This is a genomic window from Streptomyces sp. NPDC088794, assembly GCF_044750545.1.
GTDB lineage: Bacteria > Actinomycetota > Actinomycetes > Streptomycetales > Streptomycetaceae > Streptomyces.
Map to the genome: position 1 here is coordinate 281,578 of NZ_JBIVKB010000016.1, position 20,812 is coordinate 302,389.

Below are 20,812 nucleotides of genomic sequence, written 5' to 3' on the forward strand. Positions count from 1 at the left end.
GGACCAGAGGCTGCTGCCCGGCCAGCCGCCCCAGAGGCTCCTCACTCAGCCACCCGGCCCCGACGCCGTGCGTGCCCCACCGCACGCCGAAGGGCCGGGCACCCTGGGGTGACCGGCCCTTCCCGCGTCACGGCGCTCCGGGCGCCGTCACTTGCTGCTCGTGGCTACTTCTTGCGGCGACCGCGGCTGCGGGACTGCTTGCGGCGCTCCGCGCGCGTGAGGCCGTCGGCCTCGGAGCGCACCGGCTCGTCGTCACCGGCGAAGTCGCCCTCGATGGTGCCGCCTTCGCCGTCCACGGTCGGGGCGGAGAAGTGCAGGTTCCGGCGCGCCGGGGCGTCCAGGCCCTTGGCGCGGATCTCCGGACGGCCGGTCGCCTGGGCCGGCACCGCGTCCTGCTTGGCCATGTCGACCGGCGCCGCGTCCTCGACCGGGACCTCCTCGACCTGCTGCTCGACCTGGACCTCCAGGTTGAACAGGTAGCCGACGGACTCCTCCTTGATGCCCTCCATCATGGCGGTGAACATGTCGAAGCCCTCGCGCTGGTACTCGACCAGCGGGTCCTTCTGGGCCATCGCGCGCAGGCCGATGCCCTCCTGGAGGTAGTCCATCTCGTAGAGGTGCTCGCGCCACTTGCGGTCCAGGACCGACAGCACGACCCGGCGCTCCAGCTCACGCATGATCTCGGAGCCGAGCTGGGTCTCGCGGCCCTCGTACTGCTCGTGGATGTCGTCCTTGATGGACTCGGAGATGAACTCGGCGGTCAGTCCGGCCCGGTCGCCGGCCGCCTCCTCCAGCTCCTCGACGGTGATCTTCACCGGGTAGAGCTGCTTGAAGGCGCCCCACAGCCGGTCGAGGTCCCAGTCCTCCGGGAAGCCCTCGGCGGTCTCCGCGCCGATGTACGCGTCGATCGTGTCGTCCATGAAGTGCACGACCTGCTCCTGGAGGTCCTCGCCCTCCAGGACGCGGCGGCGCTCGCCGTAGATGACCTCGCGCTGGCGGTTGAGGACCTCGTCGTACTTGAGGACGTTCTTGCGGGTCTCGAAGTTCTGCTGCTCGACCTGCGACTGGGCGGACGCGATCGCGCGCGTGACCATCTTGTTCTCGATCGGGACGTCGTCCGGCACGTTCGCCATCGACATCACGCGCTCGACCATCTGGGCCTTGAAGAGGCGCATCAGGTCGTCGCCGAGGGAGAGGTAGAAGCGGGACTCGCCCGGGTCGCCCTGACGGCCGGAACGACCGCGCAGCTGGTTGTCGATACGCCGCGACTCGTGCCGCTCGGTACCGAGGACGTAGAGCCCACCGAGGTCCTTGACCTCCTCGAACTCCGCCTTGACCGCCTCTACGGCGTTCTCCAGAGCGGCGGGCAGGGCGTGGGCCCACTCCTCGATGTGCTCCTCGGGGTCGAGCCCGCGCTGACGCAGCGCCGCCTCGGCGAGGTCGTCGGGGTTGCCTCCGAGCTTGATGTCCGTGCCACGGCCGGCCATGTTGGTGGCGACCGTCACGGCACCCTTGCGGCCGGCCTGGGCGATGATCGGCGCCTCACGGTCGTGCTGCTTGGCGTTCAGCACCTCGTGCTGGATGCCGCGCTTGGAGAGCTGCTGCGAGAGGTACTCGGACTTCTCGACCGACGTCGTACCGACGAGGATCGGCTGGCCCTTCTCGTGCTTCTCCGCGATGTCGTCGACGACCGCCTCGAACTTGGCGACCTCGGTGCGGTAGATCAGGTCGGACTGGTCCTTGCGGACCATCGGCCGGTTCGTCGGGATCGGGACCACGCCGAGCTTGTAGATCTGGTGGAACTCGGCGGCCTCGGTCATCGCCGTACCGGTCATGCCGGACAGGCCGGACATCTCCTTGCCCGACTGGTCGTGACGCTTGTAGAGGCGGAAGAAGTTCTGGAGGGTGATCGTGGCGAGGGTCTGGTTCTCGTCCTTGATGTCCACCCCTTCCTTCGCCTCGATCGCCTGATGCATGCCCTCGTTGTAGCGGCGGCCGGCGAGGATACGGCCGGTGTGCTCGTCGACGATCATGACCTCGCCGTCGAGGACGACGTAGTCCTTGTCCTTCTTGAAGAGCTCCTTGGCCTTGATGGCGTTGTTCAGGTAGCCCACCAGCGGGGTGTTCACCGACTCGTAGAGGTTGTCGATGCCCAGCCAGTCCTCGACCTTGGCGACCCCGGACTCGTGGATCGCGCAGGTGCGCTTCTTCTCGTCGACGTCGTAGTCGCCGCTCTCCTCCTCGCCCTTGAGGGGGTTGCCCGCCTCGCCGCGCTTGAGGCGCGTGACCAGCTTGGCGAAGTCGCCGTACCACTTGGTGGCCTGGTCGGCCGGGCCGGAGATGATCAGCGGCGTACGGGCCTCGTCGACCAGGATGGAGTCGACCTCGTCGACGATGGCGAAGTTGTGGCCGCGCTGGACGAGCTCGTCCTGGGCCCACGCCATGTTGTCGCGCAGGTAGTCGAAGCCGAACTCGTTGTTCGTGCCGTAGGTGATGTCGCACGCGTACTGCTCGCGACGCTGGGCCGGCGTCATGTTGGCGAGGATGCAACCGACTTCCAGGCCCAGGAACTTGTGGACGCGGCCCATCATCTCGGAGTCGCGCTCGGCCAGGTAGTCGTTGACCGTGATCAGGTGAACGCCCTTGCCGGACAGCGCGTTCAGATACGCGGGCAAGGTGCCGACCAGGGTCTTGCCCTCGCCGGTCTTCATCTCGGCCACGTAGCCGAGGTGGAGGGCGGCGCCGCCCATCATCTGCACGTCGTAGTGCCGCTGGCCCAGGACGCGCTTGGCGGCCTCGCGCACGGTGGCGAACGCTTCGGGAAGCAGGTCGTCCAGACTCTCACCATCGGCGTACCGCTGCTTGTACTCATCGGTGAGGGCCCGCAGCTCGGCGTCGGAGAGGTCGATGAAGTCCTCTTCGATGGAGTTGACCTGGTCCGCGATGCGGTGCAGCTTGCGCAGGATCTTGCCTTCGCCTGCACGCATGATCTTCGAGAGGACGGACACGGGGGTTGGTCTCCTTGCCGGTCGGGCCTGGCAGAGTCGGTTTCCTTGGACTTACTGAGCAACGGCCATCGTATGCGAGGACACCACCAAGCCGGGAGGCCTGTCGCGACGACGACCTCCACCGCTTCGCGCGCTGCTTCAAATCTTCTTCAAAGGGAACAACGGCCGGGCCCCGCCGATGGTGCCGCGCCCCGCCGACGAATTGCGCGAATTGTGATCACCCGCTCACGGAGCGCTAAAAGATGGCGCTCTCACAGGCGTTCCGAGCAGAATCGGCCGATGGAACCCGTGACGCTCACGACGGCCCGCCTGCTTCTGCGCACGGTCGGTCCGCAGGACACCGACGCCGTGTACGCGGCCGCCCAGGACCCGGACATTCAGCGCTGGACCACGATTCCGTCGCCCTATCTGCCCGAGCACGCGCGGAGTTTCACGGAACAACTGGTCCCGGACGGCTGGGCGAACGCCTCCATGTTCACGTTCGGCGTCTTCCTTCCCGAACCCGAAGGCGACCTGGCGGGCATGCTGAGCCTCTCGATGCGCTCCCTGGGGGTGGCCGAGGTCGGCTTCTGGGGCGCCAAGGAGCACCGCGGCCACGGCTACACCACCGAGGCCGCCCTCGCCGCCTCCCACTGGGCCTTCACCCAGATGTCGATCGACCGCGTCGAGTGGCGCGCGGAGGTGGGCAACACGGGCTCCCGCGCGGTGGCGGAACGAGCGGGCTTCGTCGTCGAGGGCACGCTGCGCTCCTCGATCAACAACAAGGGAGTACGACGGGACTGTTGGGTGGGTTCCCTGCTGCCGTCGGATCTGGGACTGCCGTCGACGGCGCCGTATCTGCCGGCGCCCGCGTAGGGTCGGTGCGTCGGTCGGGGCCGGCGCTTTCGCCCTGACCGGCGGAGCGGCGAACCCGCAGCTCACGTCGCATTGTCAGTGCCGCCCTCTATCGTGCGGACCATGACGACCCCGCGTCCTTTCACCGACCTCTCGGCAGACGAGGCCCGCCGTATCGCGCTGCGCGCCCAGGGTTTCCTGGGCACCCCCGACCGCAGGGCGGGCGTCCGGGGCGTCCTGCGCCATCTAGGCGCGGTCCAGCTGGACACGATCTCGGTCCTGGCCCGCTCCCACGAGCTGATCCCGTACGCCCGCCTCGGCGCGGTGGGCCGCAGGACGGTCGAGGACGCCTACTGGCAGACCGCGACCCCCGGTACGGCCCCGGCCCGGCCGCACGCCTTCGAGTACTGGTCGCACGCCGCGTGCATCCTCCCCGTCGAGGAGTGGCCGCACTTCGCCTTCCGCCGCCGCGCCTACCGCGCCCGCCCGCACTGGAACCACGACCTCCCGGACGGCACCTACGACCAGGTCGTCAAGCAGCTCCGCGCCGAAGGTCCCCTCACGGCCACGGAGTTGGGCGGTGCCAAGCGCACCAGCGAGTGGTGGGACTGGTCGGGTTCGAAGGTCGCCGTGGAGCGCGCGCTGATGTACGGCGAGGTGGTGTGCGTGGAGCGCCGCGGCTGGAAGCGGGTCTACGACCTCGCCGAGCGCGCGATCCCCGACGAGCTGCTGCACGACGACCTGGACGACGCCGAGTGCGTACGCCGCCTGGTCGGTCTCGCGGGGCAGTCCCTGGGCGTCGGCACGCGCGCGGACATCGCCGACTACCACCGCCTCAAGGGCGAGCAGGTCGACGCGGTGATCGCCGACTCGGGCCTGGTGCCCGTCACGGTCGAGGGCTGGTCCAAGCCGGCCTGGGCCGACCCCGCGGCCCTGGAGACACCTCCGCGCGGCCGTCACCGCACCACGCTGCTGTCCCCGTTCGACTCCCTGATCTGGGAACGGGCGCGCACGGAGCGGATCTTCGGCTTCACCCACCGCCTGGAGGCGTACGTCCCCAAGCCGAAGCGCATCCACGGCTACTTCGCGATGCCGGTCCTCGCCGGCGGCCGCCTCGTCGGCCGGGTGGACCCGGGGCGCGAGGGCCAGACCCTGATCGCCAGGCAGGTCACCGTGGACGGCGCGAAAGCGGTCCCGAAGGTGGCGGAAGCGCTGGTCGAGGCGGCGAGCTGGGTGGACTGCACGAACGTACGCGTGGAGCGGGTGGACGCGCCGGAGCTGCGCGAGCCCCTCATCAAGGAGGTGACCCGCGCGTTGACCGCCGCGCTGCGCTGACCGAGTTCACGCGATACGCCGCCGGAGGTCATGTACCGACCGGCGTCAGCGGATCTCGAGAATCTTCTCCCGCATCGCGTAGACCACGGCCTCCATCCTGGAGTGCAGCTGCAGCTTCTCCAGGATGTTGCGCACATGGTTCTTCACGGTGTTCTCGGAGATGAACAACTCCTTGGCGATATCGCGGTTGTTCATCCCCGTGGCGACGAGTTTGAGCACCTCGAGTTCGCGGTCGGTCAATCGAGGTGCCGGCACCAGCCGACGCTCGCCGGTGCGCTGGATCATCGACTTGAACTCGGTGAGCAGTTTCGACGCCATGGACGGACTGATCTGCGACTGTCCGTCGGCCACCGCGCGAATGGCGGTGGCCACCTCGTCCGTGGAGATCTCCTTGAGGAGATATCCGGTCGCGCCCGCCTTGATCGCGTCGTAGAGGTCGGCTTCCTCGTCGCTGATCGTCAACATGATGATCTTCGCGCTGGGGGCCACCTCCTTGATGGAGGTGCAGGCCTCGATACCGCCGCGCTTGGGCATCCGCACGTCCATCAGGATGATGTCCGGCAGCAGGTCGGCGGCCTTGTCGACGGCTTCCGCACCGTCCCCGGCCTCGCCCACGACCTGGATGTCCTCCTCGGCCGCGAGCACGATCTCCAGGCCACGACGGAAGAGGGCGTGGTCGTCCACGACCAGGACCCTGATCGGCTCCTTGCGTGGTGTGCCCGCGTCCGGGCCCATGGCGACGGTGCCGCCGTCGGCATCTCCGTCATGCATCGGTCCGAAGCTGTCCGCCATCGTTCCTCCCCCTGAAGGCTGTGGCCTGTGGTGCTGTGCCATCGCCAACCCAAGGCAACGGCCCACCGGTTGAGCCGCTGTGGCCATGATTCCATGCCTGGATGACAACGCGGTGACCGCGCGAGGCGCGAACTGGTCGCACACCGGTGCCCCTGGGGGCGCACACGCGCTCCAGGGGCACAGGCTCAGTGGTCTGCGGGGCCGGTCAGCCGCCCAGCGTGCCCCCCGGCGCGGGGGACTGCACCTGGGCCACCATCGGGTCCGTGCTCAGGTGAATGACGCCGTAGTCGTAGGCGTGCCGCCGGTAGACGACACTCGGTTCCTTGGTCTCGGAGTCGACGAACAAGTAGAAGTCGTGGCCGACCAGTTCCATCTCGTAGAGGGCCTGGTCGAGAGTCATCGGGGAGGCGACGTGTGTCTTCTCGCGGACGATGAGGGGGCCGTCACCCTTCACTTCCAGCGAGCCGATCTTCTTGGTGGGGATTCCGTCCACCTCGTCCTCGTGGACGGGGTGGCCGTTCCCGTTGAGCGTCGCCGCGCCCGGGACGTGGTCGGCGACCTCGGCCGCCGGGATCCTGCGGGCGCCGCGGCGCGAGAACCGCTTGTCGTGCTGCTTGCGCAGCCGGGCGTCCAGCTTCTCCGCCGCGAGGTCGAGCGCCGCGTACGGGTCGTTGGCCGATGCTTCCGCCCGAATCACCGGACCGCGGGAGCGGAGCGTGATCTCCACTCGGTCACAACGGTCGGCCTGTCGGGGGTTCGGCTCCTTGGACACCTCCACGTCGAGGCTGATCACCTTGCCGTCGAGCTTCTGGATCTTCTCCAGCTTCAGCTTCTCGGCCACGTGCTTGCGGAACCGCTCGGGCACCTCGGTCTTGCGGCCCTTGACGACGATGTCCACGCAGAACTCCGTTCCCGGATAGCCCCGCTTCGCCTGCGGAGCATCTCCCTTTGCACCCGGTCCCGGTGAACCACCGGAACCTCGGACTCGGTGACTTCCACCTCCTCCTCCCCCACAGGCAAGATCTCCACCCCACCGGTGCGGGTGATTGTGCAAAACCCGCAGCACGGCATTCCGATACGCGAGGTATGGCCTGGGCCTTTTCCTCACAACCGAACATATCTCGCCCGGACGGATGTCGTCACCCTCTACCGCCGCGTACCTCCGTTCTGGTGAATTGACCCTCTCATTACCTGCAACGATGCAAGTTTCCAGTCAGTTCCGGTTTATTTCGAAGGAATCAGGCGACGCCGCGACCACAGCTGCGCAGATCACGTCAACGGCGTCACTTGATCCACTCATACGTTGCCCACCGTCTGCCCGACTCAGCGTCGCGTACACGGCCGTCCGCGGATCTTCGTAGGCATGGCCATGGACCGCCGCCCGCACGGCCCGCGCCGCCTCCGTCAGCGAGGCGCCCGTGGTCATGAGGTCGTCGACGAGCACGACCCTGCCTCCCCGCAGCAGCCCCGCACCACCGGGAGCCACCGCCAGCGCGCCCGCGAGATTGTCCAGCCGCTGCCGGGAGTTGAGCCCGGACTGGTCGGCCACGGCCCGCTTCTGCCGCAGCACCGCCAGCACCCGCGCCCGGGTCCCGGTCCGCCGCAACTCACCGGCCGCCGCGAGCGCGATCCGCCGCGCCGGGTCATGCCCACGCGCCCGCACCGCACCGCCCGCGGAGGGAACGGGGACGAGCAGCACAGGAGCGCCGCCGCTCAGGTCGCCCCGGGCCCACGTCTGAATACCGCCACCCCGAGGCCGCACCGGCACAGCCCCGCCGAGTCGCGCCCCGACCGCCGACGATTCCGCCCTGCCGGTCCACTCCCCACCGACCCGCTCACTGCCGAGCTCCCCCAGCCCCGCCCGCACAGCCCCCGCCAGAGCCGCGCCCAGCGGTGCCGTGAGAGCCAGCGCGCCGCGCTCCTTGTGGGCCAGCAGCACGGCCCGCACCGCGTCCGCGTACCGGGCGGCCGCGTGCACCACGGGCAGCCCGGGCGGCTCCGGCACCGGTCGCACCCGGCACGGTGCGGCCCCGCTCAGGGCGGCACGGCACTCCGGGCAGAGCACCGTGCGAGGCCTCCCGCAGCCTCCGCACTCGGCCGGCAGCACCAGATCGGTGAGGTCCTGCCACCACCCCCGCATGCCCACCACTGTGCCAAGACCCGAGCCGCCCGACCACCCCTGTGGATAACTCCCTGTGGACAACTCGTGGCGGTGGCTGTGGCTGCCGTTGGGGGCCGGAGCTAGTGGCTGCGGCTGAGGTCAGGACTGGGGCTGGGACTCACCCCGGATAGACCGGCGCCGTCCCGTCCGTGACCACCTTCTGCCACTGCGCCCCGGACCGCAGTCGTACGATCCCGTCCTCCGAGTACGCCACCAGCGGAAGCCCCTCGTCCTCGGCCGCCGTGAGCTCCTTGACCCCGGTCAGGGCCGCGGGCGCGGGACCCTCCGGCGTGGAGCCGTCGATCTGGACGTACCGCATCGTCTGCACACCGCCCTGCTCCCGCCCGACCACCACGAGTCGGCTGTCCCCGGCCCACGACATGGCGGTGACGTCCTCCAACTCCGGTGTCGCGGAGCGCAGTTCCTGCACCCAGACCGTCGGCCGCTCGTCCGCGCCGCCCGTCTCGCCGGTCCGCTCGATCCGCCCGATGAGCAGCGACGTCCGGTCGCCCTTGGCCACCACGAGCGCGATCCGCACTCCGTCGGCGGCCACCCGGACGTCCTGAATGCGTCCGTCGAGGCCTGGTGCCTTCACCACGATCGGCTCGCCCCTGCCCTGCTCCAGCAGGAGCAGACGGGGGTCGGCGGGGTCGCGGTCGGCCACCCAGAGGTCGCCGTGCGCGTCCCAGCTGGGCGCCGTCAGCCGGTTGGCCTCCGTCGAGCCGTGGCTGGTCAGCACGGCGTCCCCGAGCGATCCGCCCGACACCAGGGAGGCGACGTACAGGTCCTTGCCTTCGTCGGCGACCCCGGCCGCGGACTGCTCGTCCCGGGACACGGCCACCGACAGCAGCGCCTTGCCGGTCTCTCCCAGCGCGCCCGGCACCGGGTCGGGCGTGGTGCCGGGATTGGCAGCCGACAGCCGTACCAGCCGCTTCTTGCTGTCGATGAAGTACAGGTACGCGGGATGCTGCGCCGACGCGCGCGTGTCGACGAGGTCCCCCGGGTCGTCGCCGAGCGAGCACAACCGCTTGCTACCGGAACGGAGTTCGACCGTGTCCACGATCGGGGTGAGGTTCTGCAGGGTGAACAGCAGCTGGGCCGCCATCTCGCCGCACTTCGCCGTGCCGACCCGGGCGGCGTTCTCGTTCAGCGGCACGGTCAGCTTGTTCTGGTCGTCGGGCGTGAGCGCCTTGACGCCCTTCTTGAGCGCCGTACCCGTCGGGAAGCTCGTCCGGACCACCGGGTCGAGCCAGCTCGACGGCCCGTTGAGCAGGGACCGGACCATCTCCGTCGTGGGGTCCACGTACCGGCGTACGTACACGGGGTCGGCGACCGCCGCGGTATGCGCCTGCGTGGTCGCCGCGGTGTTCGACGCGAAGTAGTACTTGTTGACGGACATGTAGTTGCGCTGGAAGTCCGACTTCCCCATGACGACGCCCTGCGGCAGCCGGTCGATGCGCCACTGCTTGGTCTTCTTGTCCCGCGTCAGGTGCACCGGCGCGGCATAGGCCCCCTTGGCGGCCGCGTACGACTGCTGCTCGTCCACGGTGGCGACCTTGGTGCCGGTCAGCGTGAACGTCAGGTCGTTGGCGACCTCGTGCCCGATGGCCTCGGTCCCCGGACCGTTCTGCAGGACCGTGGTGGACAGCCCCGGCTGCCACGTCTGCGACGCCGTGCGGGTCAGGTACTGGCGCGCCGTCGAGTACCCCGGATCGTCACTGGTCAGCGCCTCCAGGAAGCCCGACACGATGTCCGAGGGCTGGGCGTCGTCCTGGGGCGGCATCGCGAAGACCCGCACCTGGGTGTCCTGCCGGGGCGTGGACTCAACCCCGCGCAGATCCCCGCTGTCGGGCATCGACGCACAGCCCGCCAGCAGTACGACGCCACAGGCGGCGTACGCCGTCGCGCGCGTGGCCCCCCGCCGAGCGCCCCCGACGCGGTCAGCGCCCACGAGATGCCTCCCCTTGCTTGTTCGCGTCCCCCGGCCCGGCGTCCTGGCGGCCGGCGGTCTCGCTCCGCGCGCCGTCGGCGGCGGGCTTCCCGTCCTGTCGTCGTGCGCCCGAGACGGGCCGGGGCACCACGCGCGCGCCGTTGCCGGGCAGCGCCGTCGGGTCGGCCGTGGCGGTCGCACCGGTCAGCCGCGGCGTCATCGGTATCTGGTCCCCGGTCGGCTGCGCGGGCACGGTGGCGGCCTTGTCCCCGCCCGCGCGCGGCAGCCCGGCGTCGTCGAGTCCGCGGTTGCGCCGTGAGTCCCTGGGCTCCAGCGGTATCGGGGAGCCCCGCAGCGGCTCGTCCGCGGTCCTCGGCAGGGTCAGCCGGAACTGCGAGCCGCCGCCCGGCTCGCCCCACGCCTGCAGCCAGCCGCCGTGCAGCCGCGCGTCCTCCAGGGCGATCGACAGCCCCAGGCCCGTACCGCCGGTGGTACGCGCGCGTGCCGGGTCGGCGCGCCAGAAGCGGCTGAACACGCGCGTGGCCTCGCCGGGCTTGAGCCCCACCCCGTAGTCGCGCACCGCGACCGCCACCGCCCCGCCCGCCGAGGCCAGCTTGACGACGACGTCCTTGCCCTCACCGTGCTCCACGGCGTTGACGACGAGATTGCGCAGCACCCGCTCCACGCGCCGGGCGTCCGCCTCGGCCACCACGGGCTGCTGGTCGCCGATCACGCGTACGTGGGTCCCCTTGCGCTCGGCGAGCGGCGCGGCCCCGCTGAGGACCCGCCGGACGACCTCCCTGAGGTCTATCGGCTCGGCCTCCAGCGCCGCAGCGCCCGCGTCGAAGCGGCTGATCTCCAGCAGATCCGCGAGCAGCGTCTCGAACCGGTCCAGCTGGTCGGCGAGCAGCTCGGCCGACCGCGCGGTCATCGGATCGAAGTCCACGCGCGCGTCATGGATGACATCGGCCGCCATCCGTACGGTCGTCAGGGGCGTCCGCAGCTCGTGCGACACGTCCGACACGAACCGCCGCTGCATCCGCGAGAGGTCCTCCAGCTGCTGGATCTTCAGCTGCAGGTTCTGCGCCATCTTGTTGAAGGCCTCGCCGAGCCGCGCGATGTCGTCCTCGCCGGTGACCTTCATCCGTTCCTGAAGCCGTCCCGCCGACAGCCGCTCGGCGATCCCGGCCGCCATCCGCACCGGCGTGACGACCTGCCGCACCACCAGCCAGGCGATGGCCCCCAGGAGTACGACGACGAAGAGCCCGGCGGTCGCCAGCGTGCCCGTGACCAGGCTCAGCGACTTCTCCTCCTGCGTGAGCGGGAAGAGGTAGTAGAGCTGGTACGGGTCACCGTTCGGGTCGTTGACCTGCTTGCCGATGACCAGCGCCGACTGGGACTCCTTGCCGCCGTCCTTGTAGACGATGCGGGTGTAGCTCTGGGCTGCCGAGGAGCTGTCGTTGATCTTGTCGCGCAGGGCCTCGGGCACGCTCACCGTCGGGTCGACGCCACCGGAGGCACGCGGGCCGCGCCCGCCACCGCCACCGCTGTCGTCGACGGGGAGCGTGACCACGTCGAAGGCGCCCTGGCCGCCGCTGGACAGTGACGACACGAGGTCGCTCATCCAGGCGATGACGTTCTGCGAGGAACGGTCGTCCGCGGTCGCCGCGGCACCCTCGTCCCCGGTCCCCGCCGCCGCCTCGTCGGAGCGCTGCTTGGCCACCGCGAAGCCGCCGGTGGCCTGGCTCTGCGAGGCCTTCACCTTGGCGTCCAGCAGGCCGTTGCGCACCTGCCCGATGACGACGAAGCCGAGCAGCAGAACGACGCCCAGCGACATCAGCAAGGTCGTGACGACGACCTTGAGCTGGATGTTGCGCCGCCACAGCCGCATGACGGGCAGCAGCGGCCGGCGCAGCCAGCGCATGAACAGGCGGAGCACCGGGCTGCCCTGGACCCCGCCCTGCAGCAGCCCGCCCTCCAGCAGGCTCCCCCAGCGGGAGCCCGCCGTCTCCGGGCCGACAGGCCGCCCCGCGCGGGCCCCGCTGTGCCCGGACGCCGAAGCGGCACTGTCACCGGACATGTCAGCTCGGCCCTGCCTTGTAACCGACGCCTCGGACGGTCACCACGATCTCCGGCCGCTCGGGGTCCTTCTCGACCTTGGAGCGCAGCCGCTGGACGTGCACGTTCACCAGACGGGTGTCGGCGGCGTGCCGGTAGCCCCAGACCTGTTCCAGGAGCACCTCACGCGTGAACACCTGCCACGGCTTCCGCGCCAGTGCGACCAGCAGGTCGAACTCCAACGGCGTCAGCGCGATCGACTGCCCCTCCCGCTTCACGGAGTGACCGGCCACGTCGATGACCAGATCGCCTATGGCCAACTGTTCGGGCGCCGGCTCCTCCGACCTCCGCAGCCGCGCCCGGATCCGGGCGACCAGCTCCTTCGGCTTGAACGGCTTCACGATGTAGTCGTCCGCGCCCGACTCCAGGCCCACGACGACATCCACCGTGTCGCTCTTCGCCGTGAGCATCACGATCGGCACCCCGGACTCCGCCCTGATCAGGCGGCACACCTCGATACCGTCGCGGCCCGGCAGCATCAGGTCGAGCAGCACCAGATCGGGCTTGCTCTCCCGGAAGGCGGCCAGCGCCTTGTCTCCGTCGGCTACGAAAGACGGCTCAAAACCTTCACCACGCAACACAATGCCGAGCATCTCGGCCAGTGCGGTGTCGTCGTCGACGACAAGGACTCGTCCCTTCATAAACGACATCATCCCATTCTCATAACGGCGGCGAAGGTGCAGGTGAGGCAGGTCACTGCCCCGTGACCATAGTGGCAGGCGGTCGTCACTGTCTGCCCCCGTCCCCCGACGTTGATGTCAGTGACGGATGTCAGCTCGGCGACGCGTACGCGTGCTCACTCGGCCGCCACCGACGGAACGGCTCCCGACACGGTGGCGTGAAACTCACGCCTCGTCGGGGACACACACCATGCGGTGAGCCGGCACCACGGGCTCACCGGGCAGTGGGTCGACCCCTCGGACTCGTACCGCCACGATATCCGTGGGAACGGGTGATCGACCCCGCAGCGTGGTCAAACGCCAGCGGTAGACATCGGGGACGTCCTTGGCCGGGAGCTCCACCGTCGCGAGACTGACCCACCGGTCGTAGTTGGTCGGGTACACGCGGATCAGCGCTCCGCACTCGGGACACCGGGGTGGTTCGATCCACGACATGTCGTCGGGGTCGGGCTCGGGCCGAGGCGGGGCCGTGGCTCCATCGACTTGGGCCATCTCGTCGGCGAGAGCGCGCCAGCAGCCGTCGCAGTGCTTGGCCATGAGAGGGATTCGCCCCCGCTCACGCACAGACGGGCCCGCCTTACCGCAGCGATCGCACACGAACCAGGCCTGATCCGATAAACCGCCCATGTATTCAAGTGAGGTTGAATCCGACCAGATTCCAGTAGGTCGCGAATTGGCCTCATTGCACCGACATCACGCCACCGCAGCCCACCGACTCCCCTGGCATAGCCATGCCGTCAGCCGTGCACGTCACAGCCCCTCGGCCTACGAATCACCGCAGGTGGAGGGGCCGTTGCCGTCGAGGGAAGCGACGTCGTCCCGTCAGCCGGTCGTCACCTGGCGCGACCTGGCACACAGCTCGGCGAGAGCCTCGGCCGTCACGGGCGAAACGGCGCCCTCTTCCGTGACGATCGCGGTCACCAGCTCGGGCGGTGTCACATCGAACGCCGGGTTGTACGCCTGGGTCCCCAGCGGTGCCACCGGGATCCCGCCGCCCGCTCCCGTGACCGGCGCATGGGGCGCGGCGACCTCGGTCACCTCGTATCCCGGACGCTGTTCCACCTCGATGGACGCCCCGTCCGCCGTGTCCGGATCCACCGTGGTGATCGGTGCCACCACGATGAACGGCACATGGTGGTACCGCGCGAGCACCGCGAGCGGATAGCTCCCCACCTTGTTCGCCACCGAACCGTCGGCCGCGATGCGGTCCGCCCCGATCAGCACGGCATCCACCTCACCGGCCGCGAACAGCGAACCCGCCGCGTTGTCCGTGAGCAAGGTGTACGCCATCCCGTTGCGAGCCGCCTCGTATGCCGTCAGGCGAGCGCCTTGCAGCAACGGACGCGTCTCGTCCACCCAGAGCCGCCGCAGCTGCCCCGCCCGATGCGCCGCGAGGGCCACCGCGAACGCCGTCCCCTCGCCGCCCGACACCAGCGCGCCGGTGTTGCAGTGCGTGAGAATCCGGTGTCCGCCACCGGGCAGCAGCTCGTCCAGCAGCGCCAGCCCGCGCTCGGCCATCCGGGCACTGGCCTCGGCGTCCTCCTGGTGCAGCCGCTTCGCCGCATCCAGGGCCGCCCGGGCGGCAAGCTCGGAGTCCCCGCTCTTGGCGAACTCGGCCCGATGCGCCGACCGGGCCCTGCGCACACCGACGGCGAGGTTCACCGCGGTCGGCCGCGCTCCCGCCAGCACGGCCGCGGCCTCGTCCACGTCGAACCCGCGCGCGGCGGCGAGCGCGACGCCGTAGGCCCCCGCGATGCCGAGCAGCGGCGCCCCGCGCACGGCGAGCGAACGGATGGCCTCCACCAGCGCGGACGCGTCCGTGCAGACCAGCTCGACCTCCTCGGCCGGCAGCCTCGTCTGATCGAGAAGGACCAGTACGGGGCCTTCGGGTGGCTCCTCCCATCGGATCGCCGGAATCTCGGTGGGCCTGTGGTCCTCGCCGGTTTGCGCGTGCTGATCAGCCATGCGGTCAGTCTGCCCCTTACCGGGCCGACAATTGAAGGTGCGCAGCCCATACCGCGGCCGATACCCCGGTGACCACCCCATGGCACGATGGCAGCCAACCTGCCACCGCGACCGCGGACGGGCACCGTGAAGGAGCGACGATGAACGACACTCCGGGCTGGGCCTCGCCCGGATCTGCCCCGTCCGACGGGCAGGAGCCCGGCGCGTCCGACCCGGCCGTGCCCACCGACCGTCCGGGCCCGGCGGAGCCCGCCGGCCAGCCCGGCACGGACCCGCAGGACCAAAACTCGAAGTGGTCCAAGGAGCAGCCCCCGGCCGGCCAGTGGTCCGCGCCCACCGGCGCCCCGAACCCGGGCCAGGCCCCGCCGCCCCCACCACCCGGCCCCGGCTGGGGCGGACAGCCCCCCGGCGGCGGCTACGGAGGCCCGGGCGCACCCGGCGGCCCCGGTGGCTACGGTCCCGGCGGCTACGGCGGTCAGGGGCCCTACGGAGGCAATCCCTACCCCGGTTGGGGAGGCGGCGCCTGGGGAGGCCCGCCGCCCGCGGCCAAGCCCGGCGTGATCCCGCTCCGCCCGCTCGGCGTGGGCGAGATCCTCGACGGCGCGGTCTCCACCATGCGCACCTACTGGCGCACGGTCCTCGGCATCTCGCTGACCGTCGCGGTCTTCACCGAGATCATCGTCATCCTCGTCCAGGGCCTGATCCTCAACGACACCGTCAGCACGGACGCCCTCGAAGACCCCAGCGCCAGCTTCGACGAGGTGTCCCGCGCCCTGGGCGACACCATGATCAGCAGCGGCGTCGTCTTCCTGGTCTCCCTGATCGGCACGATCACGGCCACCGCCCTCCTGACGACCGTCACCAGCCGCGCCGTGCTCGGCAAATCCGTCACCATCGGCGAGGCCTGGCGCGACGCACGCCCGCAGCTGCTCAGGCTGTTCGGCCTGATCTTCCTGCTGCTGCTCATCGCGTTCGGCATCGTCATCGTGGGCGTCCTGCCCGGACTCCTCGTGGCCGTCGCCGGAGCGGACGGCCCGGGCGCCGCCCTCGGCATCCTGGGCGGCCTCGGAGCCGCGGTCGTCGCCGTGTGGCTGATGGTCCGCTTCTCCCTGTCCTCGCCCGCGCTGATGCTGGAGAAGCAGAGCATCACGAAGTCGATGAGCCGCTCCGTGAAGCTGGTCCGCGGCTCCTGGTGGCGGGTCTTCGGCATCCAGCTGCTCGCCACCGTCATCGCCAACATCGTCGCCTCGATCGTCGTCATCCCCTTCACCCTGATCGCCTCGGCCTTCAGCGGCGACGGCGTCAGCGGCTTCCTCAACGCCGGTGCCGGCGACGTCGGTTGGACGTACCTCATCATCAGCGGTGTCGGCGCCGTGATCGGCTCGATGATCACGTTCCCGATCACGGCCGGCGTCACCGTGCTGCTCTACATCGACCAGCGCATCCGGCGCGAGGCCCTCGACCTCGAACTGGCCCGCGCCGCCGGCGTCCAGGACTACGGCACCGCAGCCGGCTCGGGGAGCTGATGCGGTGAGCCTGGCGGGGGGAGTTCTCACAGCGGTACCGGCACTGCCACGGGCCGCCGAATCGGCCGTACGGAGCCTCATGCGGGCCGGCGACACCTCCGTACTGTCGCTGCGCTCGGGCGACGAACCGCCGGTGACGATCCCGCGTGATCCCGCGCGGGAGGCCGCCCGGCGCGAGCTGTCCAAGCGGATGTACCACGAGAACGACCCCGGCCTCTTCGAGCGCGCCCTGAACGCCTTCTGGAAATGGGTCGACAAGCTGTTCGGCACGGCCTCGACCGCGACGCCGGGCGGGGCGCTCGGCCTCACCGTCGTCATCGTGGCCGTCCTCGCGGTACTGGGCGTGCTGTGGTGGCGCCTGGGCACACCGCGCCGCCAACCCGTCTCCGCCGCCGCCCTGTTCGACGACCGCCCCCGGAGCGCCGCCGAACACCGCGCCGCCGCCGAGGCACACGCCGCCCAGGGCCACTGGAACCAGGCCGTCCAGGAACGCATGCGCGCCATCGTCCGCTCCCTGGAGGAACGGGCCCTCCTCGACGTCCGCCCCGGCCGCACCGCCGACGAGGCCGCGGCGGAAGCCGGTCGCACGCTGCCCTCCCAAACAGACCGACTGCGGGCCGCCGCCCGGGACTTCGACGACGTGACATACGGCGGACGCAGAGCGAGCGAGCAGTCGTACCACCGCATCGCCGAACTCGACCGCGACCTCGAACGCACCAGGCCCCAACTCACCAGCAGCAGCCCCAGCACGGCCCCCACCGCCCGCCAGGGAGCCGCCCAGTGACCGTCGAGGCCACGCTCCCCGCCACCTCGGTCTCGCCCACCCCACGCCAGGTGTGGACCCGCGCGCGAGGCATCGCACTCGGCGTCGTGCTCGTCCTGGTGACGGCCGTCGTGATCGCCGTGATCCGCTCCGACGCCCGGCACGGCACACTCGACCCGCGCTCCGTCGACCCCTACGGCAGCCGCGCCGTCGCCGAACTCCTCGCCGACCGCGGCGTGTCCACGCGCGTGGTCACCACCCTGGACGAGGCACGCGCCGCGGCCGCTCCGGACACCACGCTCCTGATCGCCGCCCCCGACCTGCTGACCGACCGCCAACAGACCCGGCTGCACGCCTCGACCCACGGCTCCGGCGGACGCACCGTCCTCGTCGCCTCCGGCAGCGCATCCGTGGAGAGGCTCGCGCCCGGCGTCACCGCCGACCCCGCCACCAGCCTCGACTCGACGCTCTCCCCGCACTGCGCGCTGCCCGCCGCACGCACCGCGGGCCGCGCCGACACCGGCGGCATCCGCTACACCACCACACACCTCGGCGCCGACGAGTGCTACCCGAGCGAACGCCTGGCCACCCTGCTGCGCATCCCGGACACCTCCGGGGACGGCGACACCGTGGTCCTCGGAGCGCCCGACATCCTCTTCAACGACCGTCTCGACGACCAGGGCAACGCCTCGCTCGCCCTCCAACTCCTCGGCTCCCGCCCCCATCTGGTCTGGTACCTCCCCTCGCTCTCCGACATCTCCGCCACCGACACCGGCACCGGCACCGGCGAGAAGGGTCTCTTCGACCTGCTCCCCTCCGGCTGGCTCTGGGGCACACTGCAGCTCTTCGTCGCGGCACTCCTCGCCGCCCTGTGGCGGGCACGCCGCCTCGGCCCCCTCGTGCCCGAAAGACTCCCCGTGGCGATCCGCGCCTCCGAAACCGTCGAAGGCCGCGCGCGCCTCTACCGCAAGGCCAACGCCCGCGACCGCGCGTCCGCCGCTCTTCGCTCCACCACCCGCACCAGACTCGCCCCCCTCGTAGGCGTCCCCGTCACCCAGGCGCACTCGCCCGAGACCCTGCTCCCCGCTCTGTCCGCCCACCTCCACGGCGACGGCCGAACCACCCTGCAGTCCCTCCTCTTCGGCCCGCCGCCCAGCGACGACACGGCCCTCATCGCACTCGCCGATCAACTCGACGCCCTCGAAAGAGAGGTACGCCGTCCATGATGGATCCGACCACTGACAACGCCGGGACCACCGGGGATCCGGGCACCGCCCGAGCCTCCCTGGAAGCCCTGCGCGCCGAGATCGCCAAAGCCGTGGTCGGCCAGGACCCCGCCGTGACCGGCCTCGTCGTCGCCCTCCTCTGCCGCGGACACGTACTACTTGAAGGAGTCCCCGGGGTCGCCAAAACGTTGCTCGTCCGCGCCCTCGCATCCGCACTCGAACTCGACACCAAGCGCGTCCAGTTCACCCCGGACCTGATGCCGAGCGACATCACGGGCTCCCTCGTCTACGACACCCGCAGCTCCGAGTTCTCCTTCCAGCCCGGCCCCGTCTTCACCAACCTCCTCCTCGCTGACGAGATCAACCGCACCCCGCCGAAGACCCAGTCGTCCCTCCTCGAAGCCATGGAGGAACGCCAGGTCACCGTCGACGGCACCCCGCGCCCCCTCCCCGACCCCTTCCTGGTCGCCGCGACCCAGAACCCGGTCGAGTACGAGGGCACGTACCTCCTCCCGGAAGCCCAGCTCGACCGCTTCCTCCTCAAGCTGACGATCCCGCTCCCCTCCCGCCAGGACGAGATCAACGTCCTCACCCGCCACGCGGAGGGCTTCAACCCGCGCGACCTGCGCGCCGCCGGCGTACGCCCCGTAGCGGGCCCCGCCGACCTCGAAGCCGCCCGCGCCGCCGTCGCGAAGACGACGGTCTCCCCGGAGATCACCGCCTACGTGGTGGACATCTGCCGTGCCACCCGCGAGTCCCCGTCCCTCACCCTGGGCGTCTCCCCACGCGGCGCCACGGCCCTCCTGGCCACCTCGCGCGCGTGGGCATGGCTCACGGGCCGCGACTACGTCATCCCCGACGACGTGAAGGCCCTCGCGCTGCCCACCCTCCGCCACCGCGTACAACTCCGCCCGGAAGCCGAGATGGAGGGCGTGACGGCCGACTCGGTCATCAACGCGATCCTCGCCCACGTCCCCGTCCCCCGCTGATGGCACTCACCGGACGCGCCGCCCTCCTCGCGGCCATCGGCTCCCTCCCCGTCGGCATCCTGGAGCCCAGCTGGTGGGGCCTCCTCGCGGTCAACGGCCCCCTGGCCCTCGCCTGCGCCTGCGACTTCGCCCTGGCCGCCCCCGTACGCCGCCTGGGCCTCGCCCGCTCCGGCGACACCTCGGCCCGCCTGGGCGAACCCGCCGACGTGACCCTCACGATCACCAATTCCTCGGGCCGCCCACTCCGCGCACGCGTGCGTGACGCCTGGCCCCCGAGCAGCTGGCAGCCCGGCACCGAGGTCGAGGCCTCCCGCCACCGCCTGACGGTCCCCGCCGGCGAACGCCGTCGCATCACCACGCGGCTACGTCCCACCCGCCGCGGCGACCGCCAGGCAGACCGCGTGACCATTCGGTCCGACGGCCCCCTCGGCCTCTTCTCGCGCCAGGGCACCCACAAAGTCCCGTGGACGGTCCGCGTCCTGCCCCCGTTCACCAGCCGCAAGCACCTGCCCTCGAAACTCGCCCGCCTGCGCGAACTCGACGGCCGCACCAGCCTGCTGACCCGCGGCGAGGGCACGGAATTCGACAGCCTGCGCGAGTACGTCCCCGGCGACGACACCCGCGCCATCGACTGGCGCGCCACCGCCCGCCAGTCCACGGTCGCAGTACGTACCTGGCGCCCCGAACGCGACCGCCACATCCTTCTGGTCCTCGACACCGGCCGCACCTCCGCCGGCCGCGTGGGCGACGTACCGCGCCTGGACGCCTCCATGGACGCGGCCCTGCTCCTCGCAGCCCTGGCCTCCCGCGCGGGCGACCGCGTGGACCTCCTCGCATACGACCGCCGGGTACGCGCCCTCACCCAGGGCCGCACGGCCCGAGATGTCCTCCCGTCCTTGGTCAACGCGATGGCAACCCTCGAACCCGAACTGGTCGAACTGGACGCCAGAGGCCTGACCGCCACCGCCCTCCGTACGGCCCCTCGCCGCTCCCTGATCGTGCTGCTCACAAGCCTCGACACGGCCCCGGTCGAAGAGGGCCTGCTCCCGGTGCTCTCCCAACTCACCCAGCGCCACACGATTCTGGTGGCATCGGTGGCGGATCCCTACATCGCCAGAATGGCCACAGCCCGCGGAAACACCGAAGCCGTCTACGAGGCCGCAGCCGCCGCCCAGGCTCAGAGCGAACGCCACCGCACCGCGGAACAACTCCGTCGGCACGGCGTCACGGTCGTCGACGAAACACCGGAGGAACTGGCGCCGGCACTGGCGGACGCGTATTTGGCTCTCAAGGCGGCGGGACGTCTTTAGCGGCAATGGAGTTTGGAGGTTGGGGCTTTCCCCGTACAGACCCGAAACGCAGAAAACCCCCGTACCGAATAACCGGTACAGGGGTTTTCTCAAGAATTGTTCGGCGGTGTCCTACTCTCCCACAGGGTCCCCCCTGCAGTACCATCGGCGCTGTAAGGCTTAGCTTCCGGGTTCG

The 20,812-nt window shown here is 70.6% G+C and carries 16 protein-coding genes and 1 rRNA gene; 7 read left to right on the plus strand and 10 right to left on the minus strand.

What is annotated here, in order from left to right; genetic code table 11:
- Positions 1-164 precede the first annotated feature (164 nt).
- Complete coding sequence (secA, locus tag ACIP6U_RS37540; RefSeq protein WP_401727155.1) at positions 165-3,008, minus strand: preprotein translocase subunit SecA; 2,844 nt, start codon at positions 3,006-3,008, stop codon at positions 165-167.
- Between the two features lie 279 nt (positions 3,009-3,287).
- On the opposite strand from secA, the gene ACIP6U_RS37545 reads away from it, so the two are divergent.
- Together ACIP6U_RS37545 and ACIP6U_RS37550 are read left to right on the plus strand one after the other, a co-directional pair.
- Positions 3,288-3,863: a GNAT family N-acetyltransferase gene (locus ACIP6U_RS37545; protein ID WP_401727157.1), complete on the plus strand. Its 576-nt coding sequence runs from the start codon at positions 3,288-3,290 to the stop codon at positions 3,861-3,863.
- 102 nt (positions 3,864-3,965) lie between these two features.
- Positions 3,966-5,177, plus strand: coding sequence for a winged helix-turn-helix domain-containing protein (locus tag ACIP6U_RS37550; RefSeq protein WP_401727159.1), 1,212 nt, complete (start codon positions 3,966-3,968; stop codon positions 5,175-5,177).
- A gap of 45 nt (positions 5,178-5,222) precedes the next feature.
- Here ACIP6U_RS37550 and ACIP6U_RS37555 read toward each other — a convergent pair whose 3' ends face one another.
- From ACIP6U_RS37555 to mtnA, 8 genes are all read right to left on the minus strand, one after another.
- Positions 5,223-5,969, minus strand: coding sequence for a response regulator (locus ACIP6U_RS37555; protein WP_401727161.1), 747 nt, complete (start codon positions 5,967-5,969; stop codon positions 5,223-5,225).
- A gap of 205 nt (positions 5,970-6,174) precedes the next feature.
- Positions 6,175-6,867, minus strand: coding sequence for a ribosome hibernation-promoting factor, HPF/YfiA family (gene hpf, locus ACIP6U_RS37560; protein ID WP_124000375.1), 693 nt, complete (start codon positions 6,865-6,867; stop codon positions 6,175-6,177).
- 315 nt (positions 6,868-7,182) lie between these two features.
- Positions 7,183-8,109 carry a ComF family protein gene (locus ACIP6U_RS37565; protein ID WP_401727163.1) on the minus strand — a complete coding sequence of 309 codons (927 nt, stop codon included), beginning with the start codon at positions 8,107-8,109 and terminating at the stop codon, positions 7,183-7,185.
- A gap of 139 nt (positions 8,110-8,248) precedes the next feature.
- On the minus strand, positions 8,249-10,081 hold the full coding sequence (locus ACIP6U_RS37570) for an LpqB family beta-propeller domain-containing protein (protein WP_401727165.1): 1,833 nt from the start codon (positions 10,079-10,081) through the stop codon (positions 8,249-8,251).
- Positions 10,071-12,140 (minus strand): MtrAB system histidine kinase MtrB, encoded by a 2,070-nt coding sequence (gene mtrB, locus ACIP6U_RS37575; RefSeq protein WP_401727167.1) that lies wholly within the window; start codon positions 12,138-12,140, stop codon positions 10,071-10,073. Before mtrB ends, ACIP6U_RS37570 begins: the two co-directional genes overlap by 11 nt.
- A 1-nt stretch (position 12,141) precedes the next feature.
- On the minus strand, positions 12,142-12,831 hold the full coding sequence (gene mtrA / locus ACIP6U_RS37580; protein ID WP_016438163.1) for a two-component system response regulator MtrA: 690 nt from the start codon (positions 12,829-12,831) through the stop codon (positions 12,142-12,144).
- A 192-nt stretch (positions 12,832-13,023) separates the two neighbouring features.
- A complete protein-coding gene (locus ACIP6U_RS37585; RefSeq protein ID WP_401727169.1) occupies positions 13,024-13,395 on the minus strand; it encodes a DUF6083 domain-containing protein in 372 nt (123 codons plus the stop codon).
- Positions 13,396-13,680: 285 nt separating this feature from the next.
- Complete coding sequence (mtnA, locus tag ACIP6U_RS37590; RefSeq protein ID WP_401727171.1) at positions 13,681-14,823, minus strand: S-methyl-5-thioribose-1-phosphate isomerase; 1,143 nt, start codon at positions 14,821-14,823, stop codon at positions 13,681-13,683.
- Positions 14,824-14,963: 140 nt separating this feature from the next.
- Between mtnA and ACIP6U_RS37595 the strand changes: the two genes are divergently transcribed.
- The 5 genes from ACIP6U_RS37595 to ACIP6U_RS37615 are packed head-to-tail and all read left to right on the plus strand — an operon-like array spanning position 14,964 to position 20,637.
- Positions 14,964-16,349, plus strand: coding sequence for a hypothetical protein (locus ACIP6U_RS37595; protein WP_401727173.1), 1,386 nt, complete (start codon positions 14,964-14,966; stop codon positions 16,347-16,349).
- Positions 16,350-16,353: 4 nt separating this feature from the next.
- Positions 16,354-17,133, plus strand: a complete 780-nt coding sequence (locus ACIP6U_RS37600) for a DUF4129 domain-containing protein (RefSeq protein WP_401727175.1) — start codon at positions 16,354-16,356, stop codon at positions 17,131-17,133.
- On the plus strand, positions 17,130-18,338 hold the full coding sequence (locus ACIP6U_RS37605; RefSeq protein WP_401727178.1) for a DUF4350 domain-containing protein: 1,209 nt from the start codon (positions 17,130-17,132) through the stop codon (positions 18,336-18,338). The genes ACIP6U_RS37600 and ACIP6U_RS37605 overlap by 4 nt, the downstream gene beginning before the upstream one ends.
- Complete coding sequence (locus ACIP6U_RS37610; RefSeq protein WP_401727180.1) at positions 18,338-19,327, plus strand: AAA family ATPase; 990 nt, start codon at positions 18,338-18,340, stop codon at positions 19,325-19,327. The genes ACIP6U_RS37605 and ACIP6U_RS37610 overlap by 1 nt, the downstream gene beginning before the upstream one ends.
- Complete coding sequence (locus tag ACIP6U_RS37615) at positions 19,327-20,637, plus strand: DUF58 domain-containing protein (RefSeq protein WP_401727182.1); 1,311 nt, start codon at positions 19,327-19,329, stop codon at positions 20,635-20,637. The genes ACIP6U_RS37610 and ACIP6U_RS37615 overlap by 1 nt, the downstream gene beginning before the upstream one ends.
- Before the next feature lie 98 nt (positions 20,638-20,735).
- On the opposite strand, the gene rrf is transcribed toward ACIP6U_RS37615, so the two are convergent.
- Positions 20,736-20,812, minus strand: a 5S ribosomal RNA gene (rrf, locus tag ACIP6U_RS37620); the annotation flags it as partial.

Coding starts and splice junctions, on each gene's coding strand:
- ACIP6U_RS37545 (WP_401727157.1), top strand. CDS start 3,288: ATGGAACCCGTGACGCTCACGACGGCCCGCCTGCTTCTGCGCACGGTC.
- ACIP6U_RS37550 (WP_401727159.1), top strand. CDS start 3,966: ATGACGACCCCGCGTCCTTTCACCGACCTCTCGGCAGACGAGGCCCGC.
- ACIP6U_RS37555 (WP_401727161.1), bottom strand. CDS start 5,969: ATGGCGGACAGCTTCGGACCGATGCATGACGGAGATGCCGACGGCGGC.
- ACIP6U_RS37565 (WP_401727163.1), bottom strand. CDS start 8,109: ATGCGGGGGTGGTGGCAGGACCTCACCGATCTGGTGCTGCCGGCCGAG.
- mtrB (WP_401727167.1), bottom strand. CDS start 12,140: ATGTCCGGTGACAGTGCCGCTTCGGCGTCCGGGCACAGCGGGGCCCGC.
- mtrA (WP_016438163.1), bottom strand. CDS start 12,831: ATGATGTCGTTTATGAAGGGACGAGTCCTTGTCGTCGACGACGACACC.
- ACIP6U_RS37585 (WP_401727169.1), bottom strand. CDS start 13,395: ATGGCCAAGCACTGCGACGGCTGCTGGCGCGCTCTCGCCGACGAGATG.
- mtnA (WP_401727171.1), bottom strand. CDS start 14,823: ATGGCTGATCAGCACGCGCAAACCGGCGAGGACCACAGGCCCACCGAG.
- ACIP6U_RS37595 (WP_401727173.1), top strand. CDS start 14,964: ATGAACGACACTCCGGGCTGGGCCTCGCCCGGATCTGCCCCGTCCGAC.
- ACIP6U_RS37610 (WP_401727180.1), top strand. CDS start 18,338: ATGGATCCGACCACTGACAACGCCGGGACCACCGGGGATCCGGGCACC.
- ACIP6U_RS37615 (WP_401727182.1), top strand. CDS start 19,327: ATGGCACTCACCGGACGCGCCGCCCTCCTCGCGGCCATCGGCTCCCTC.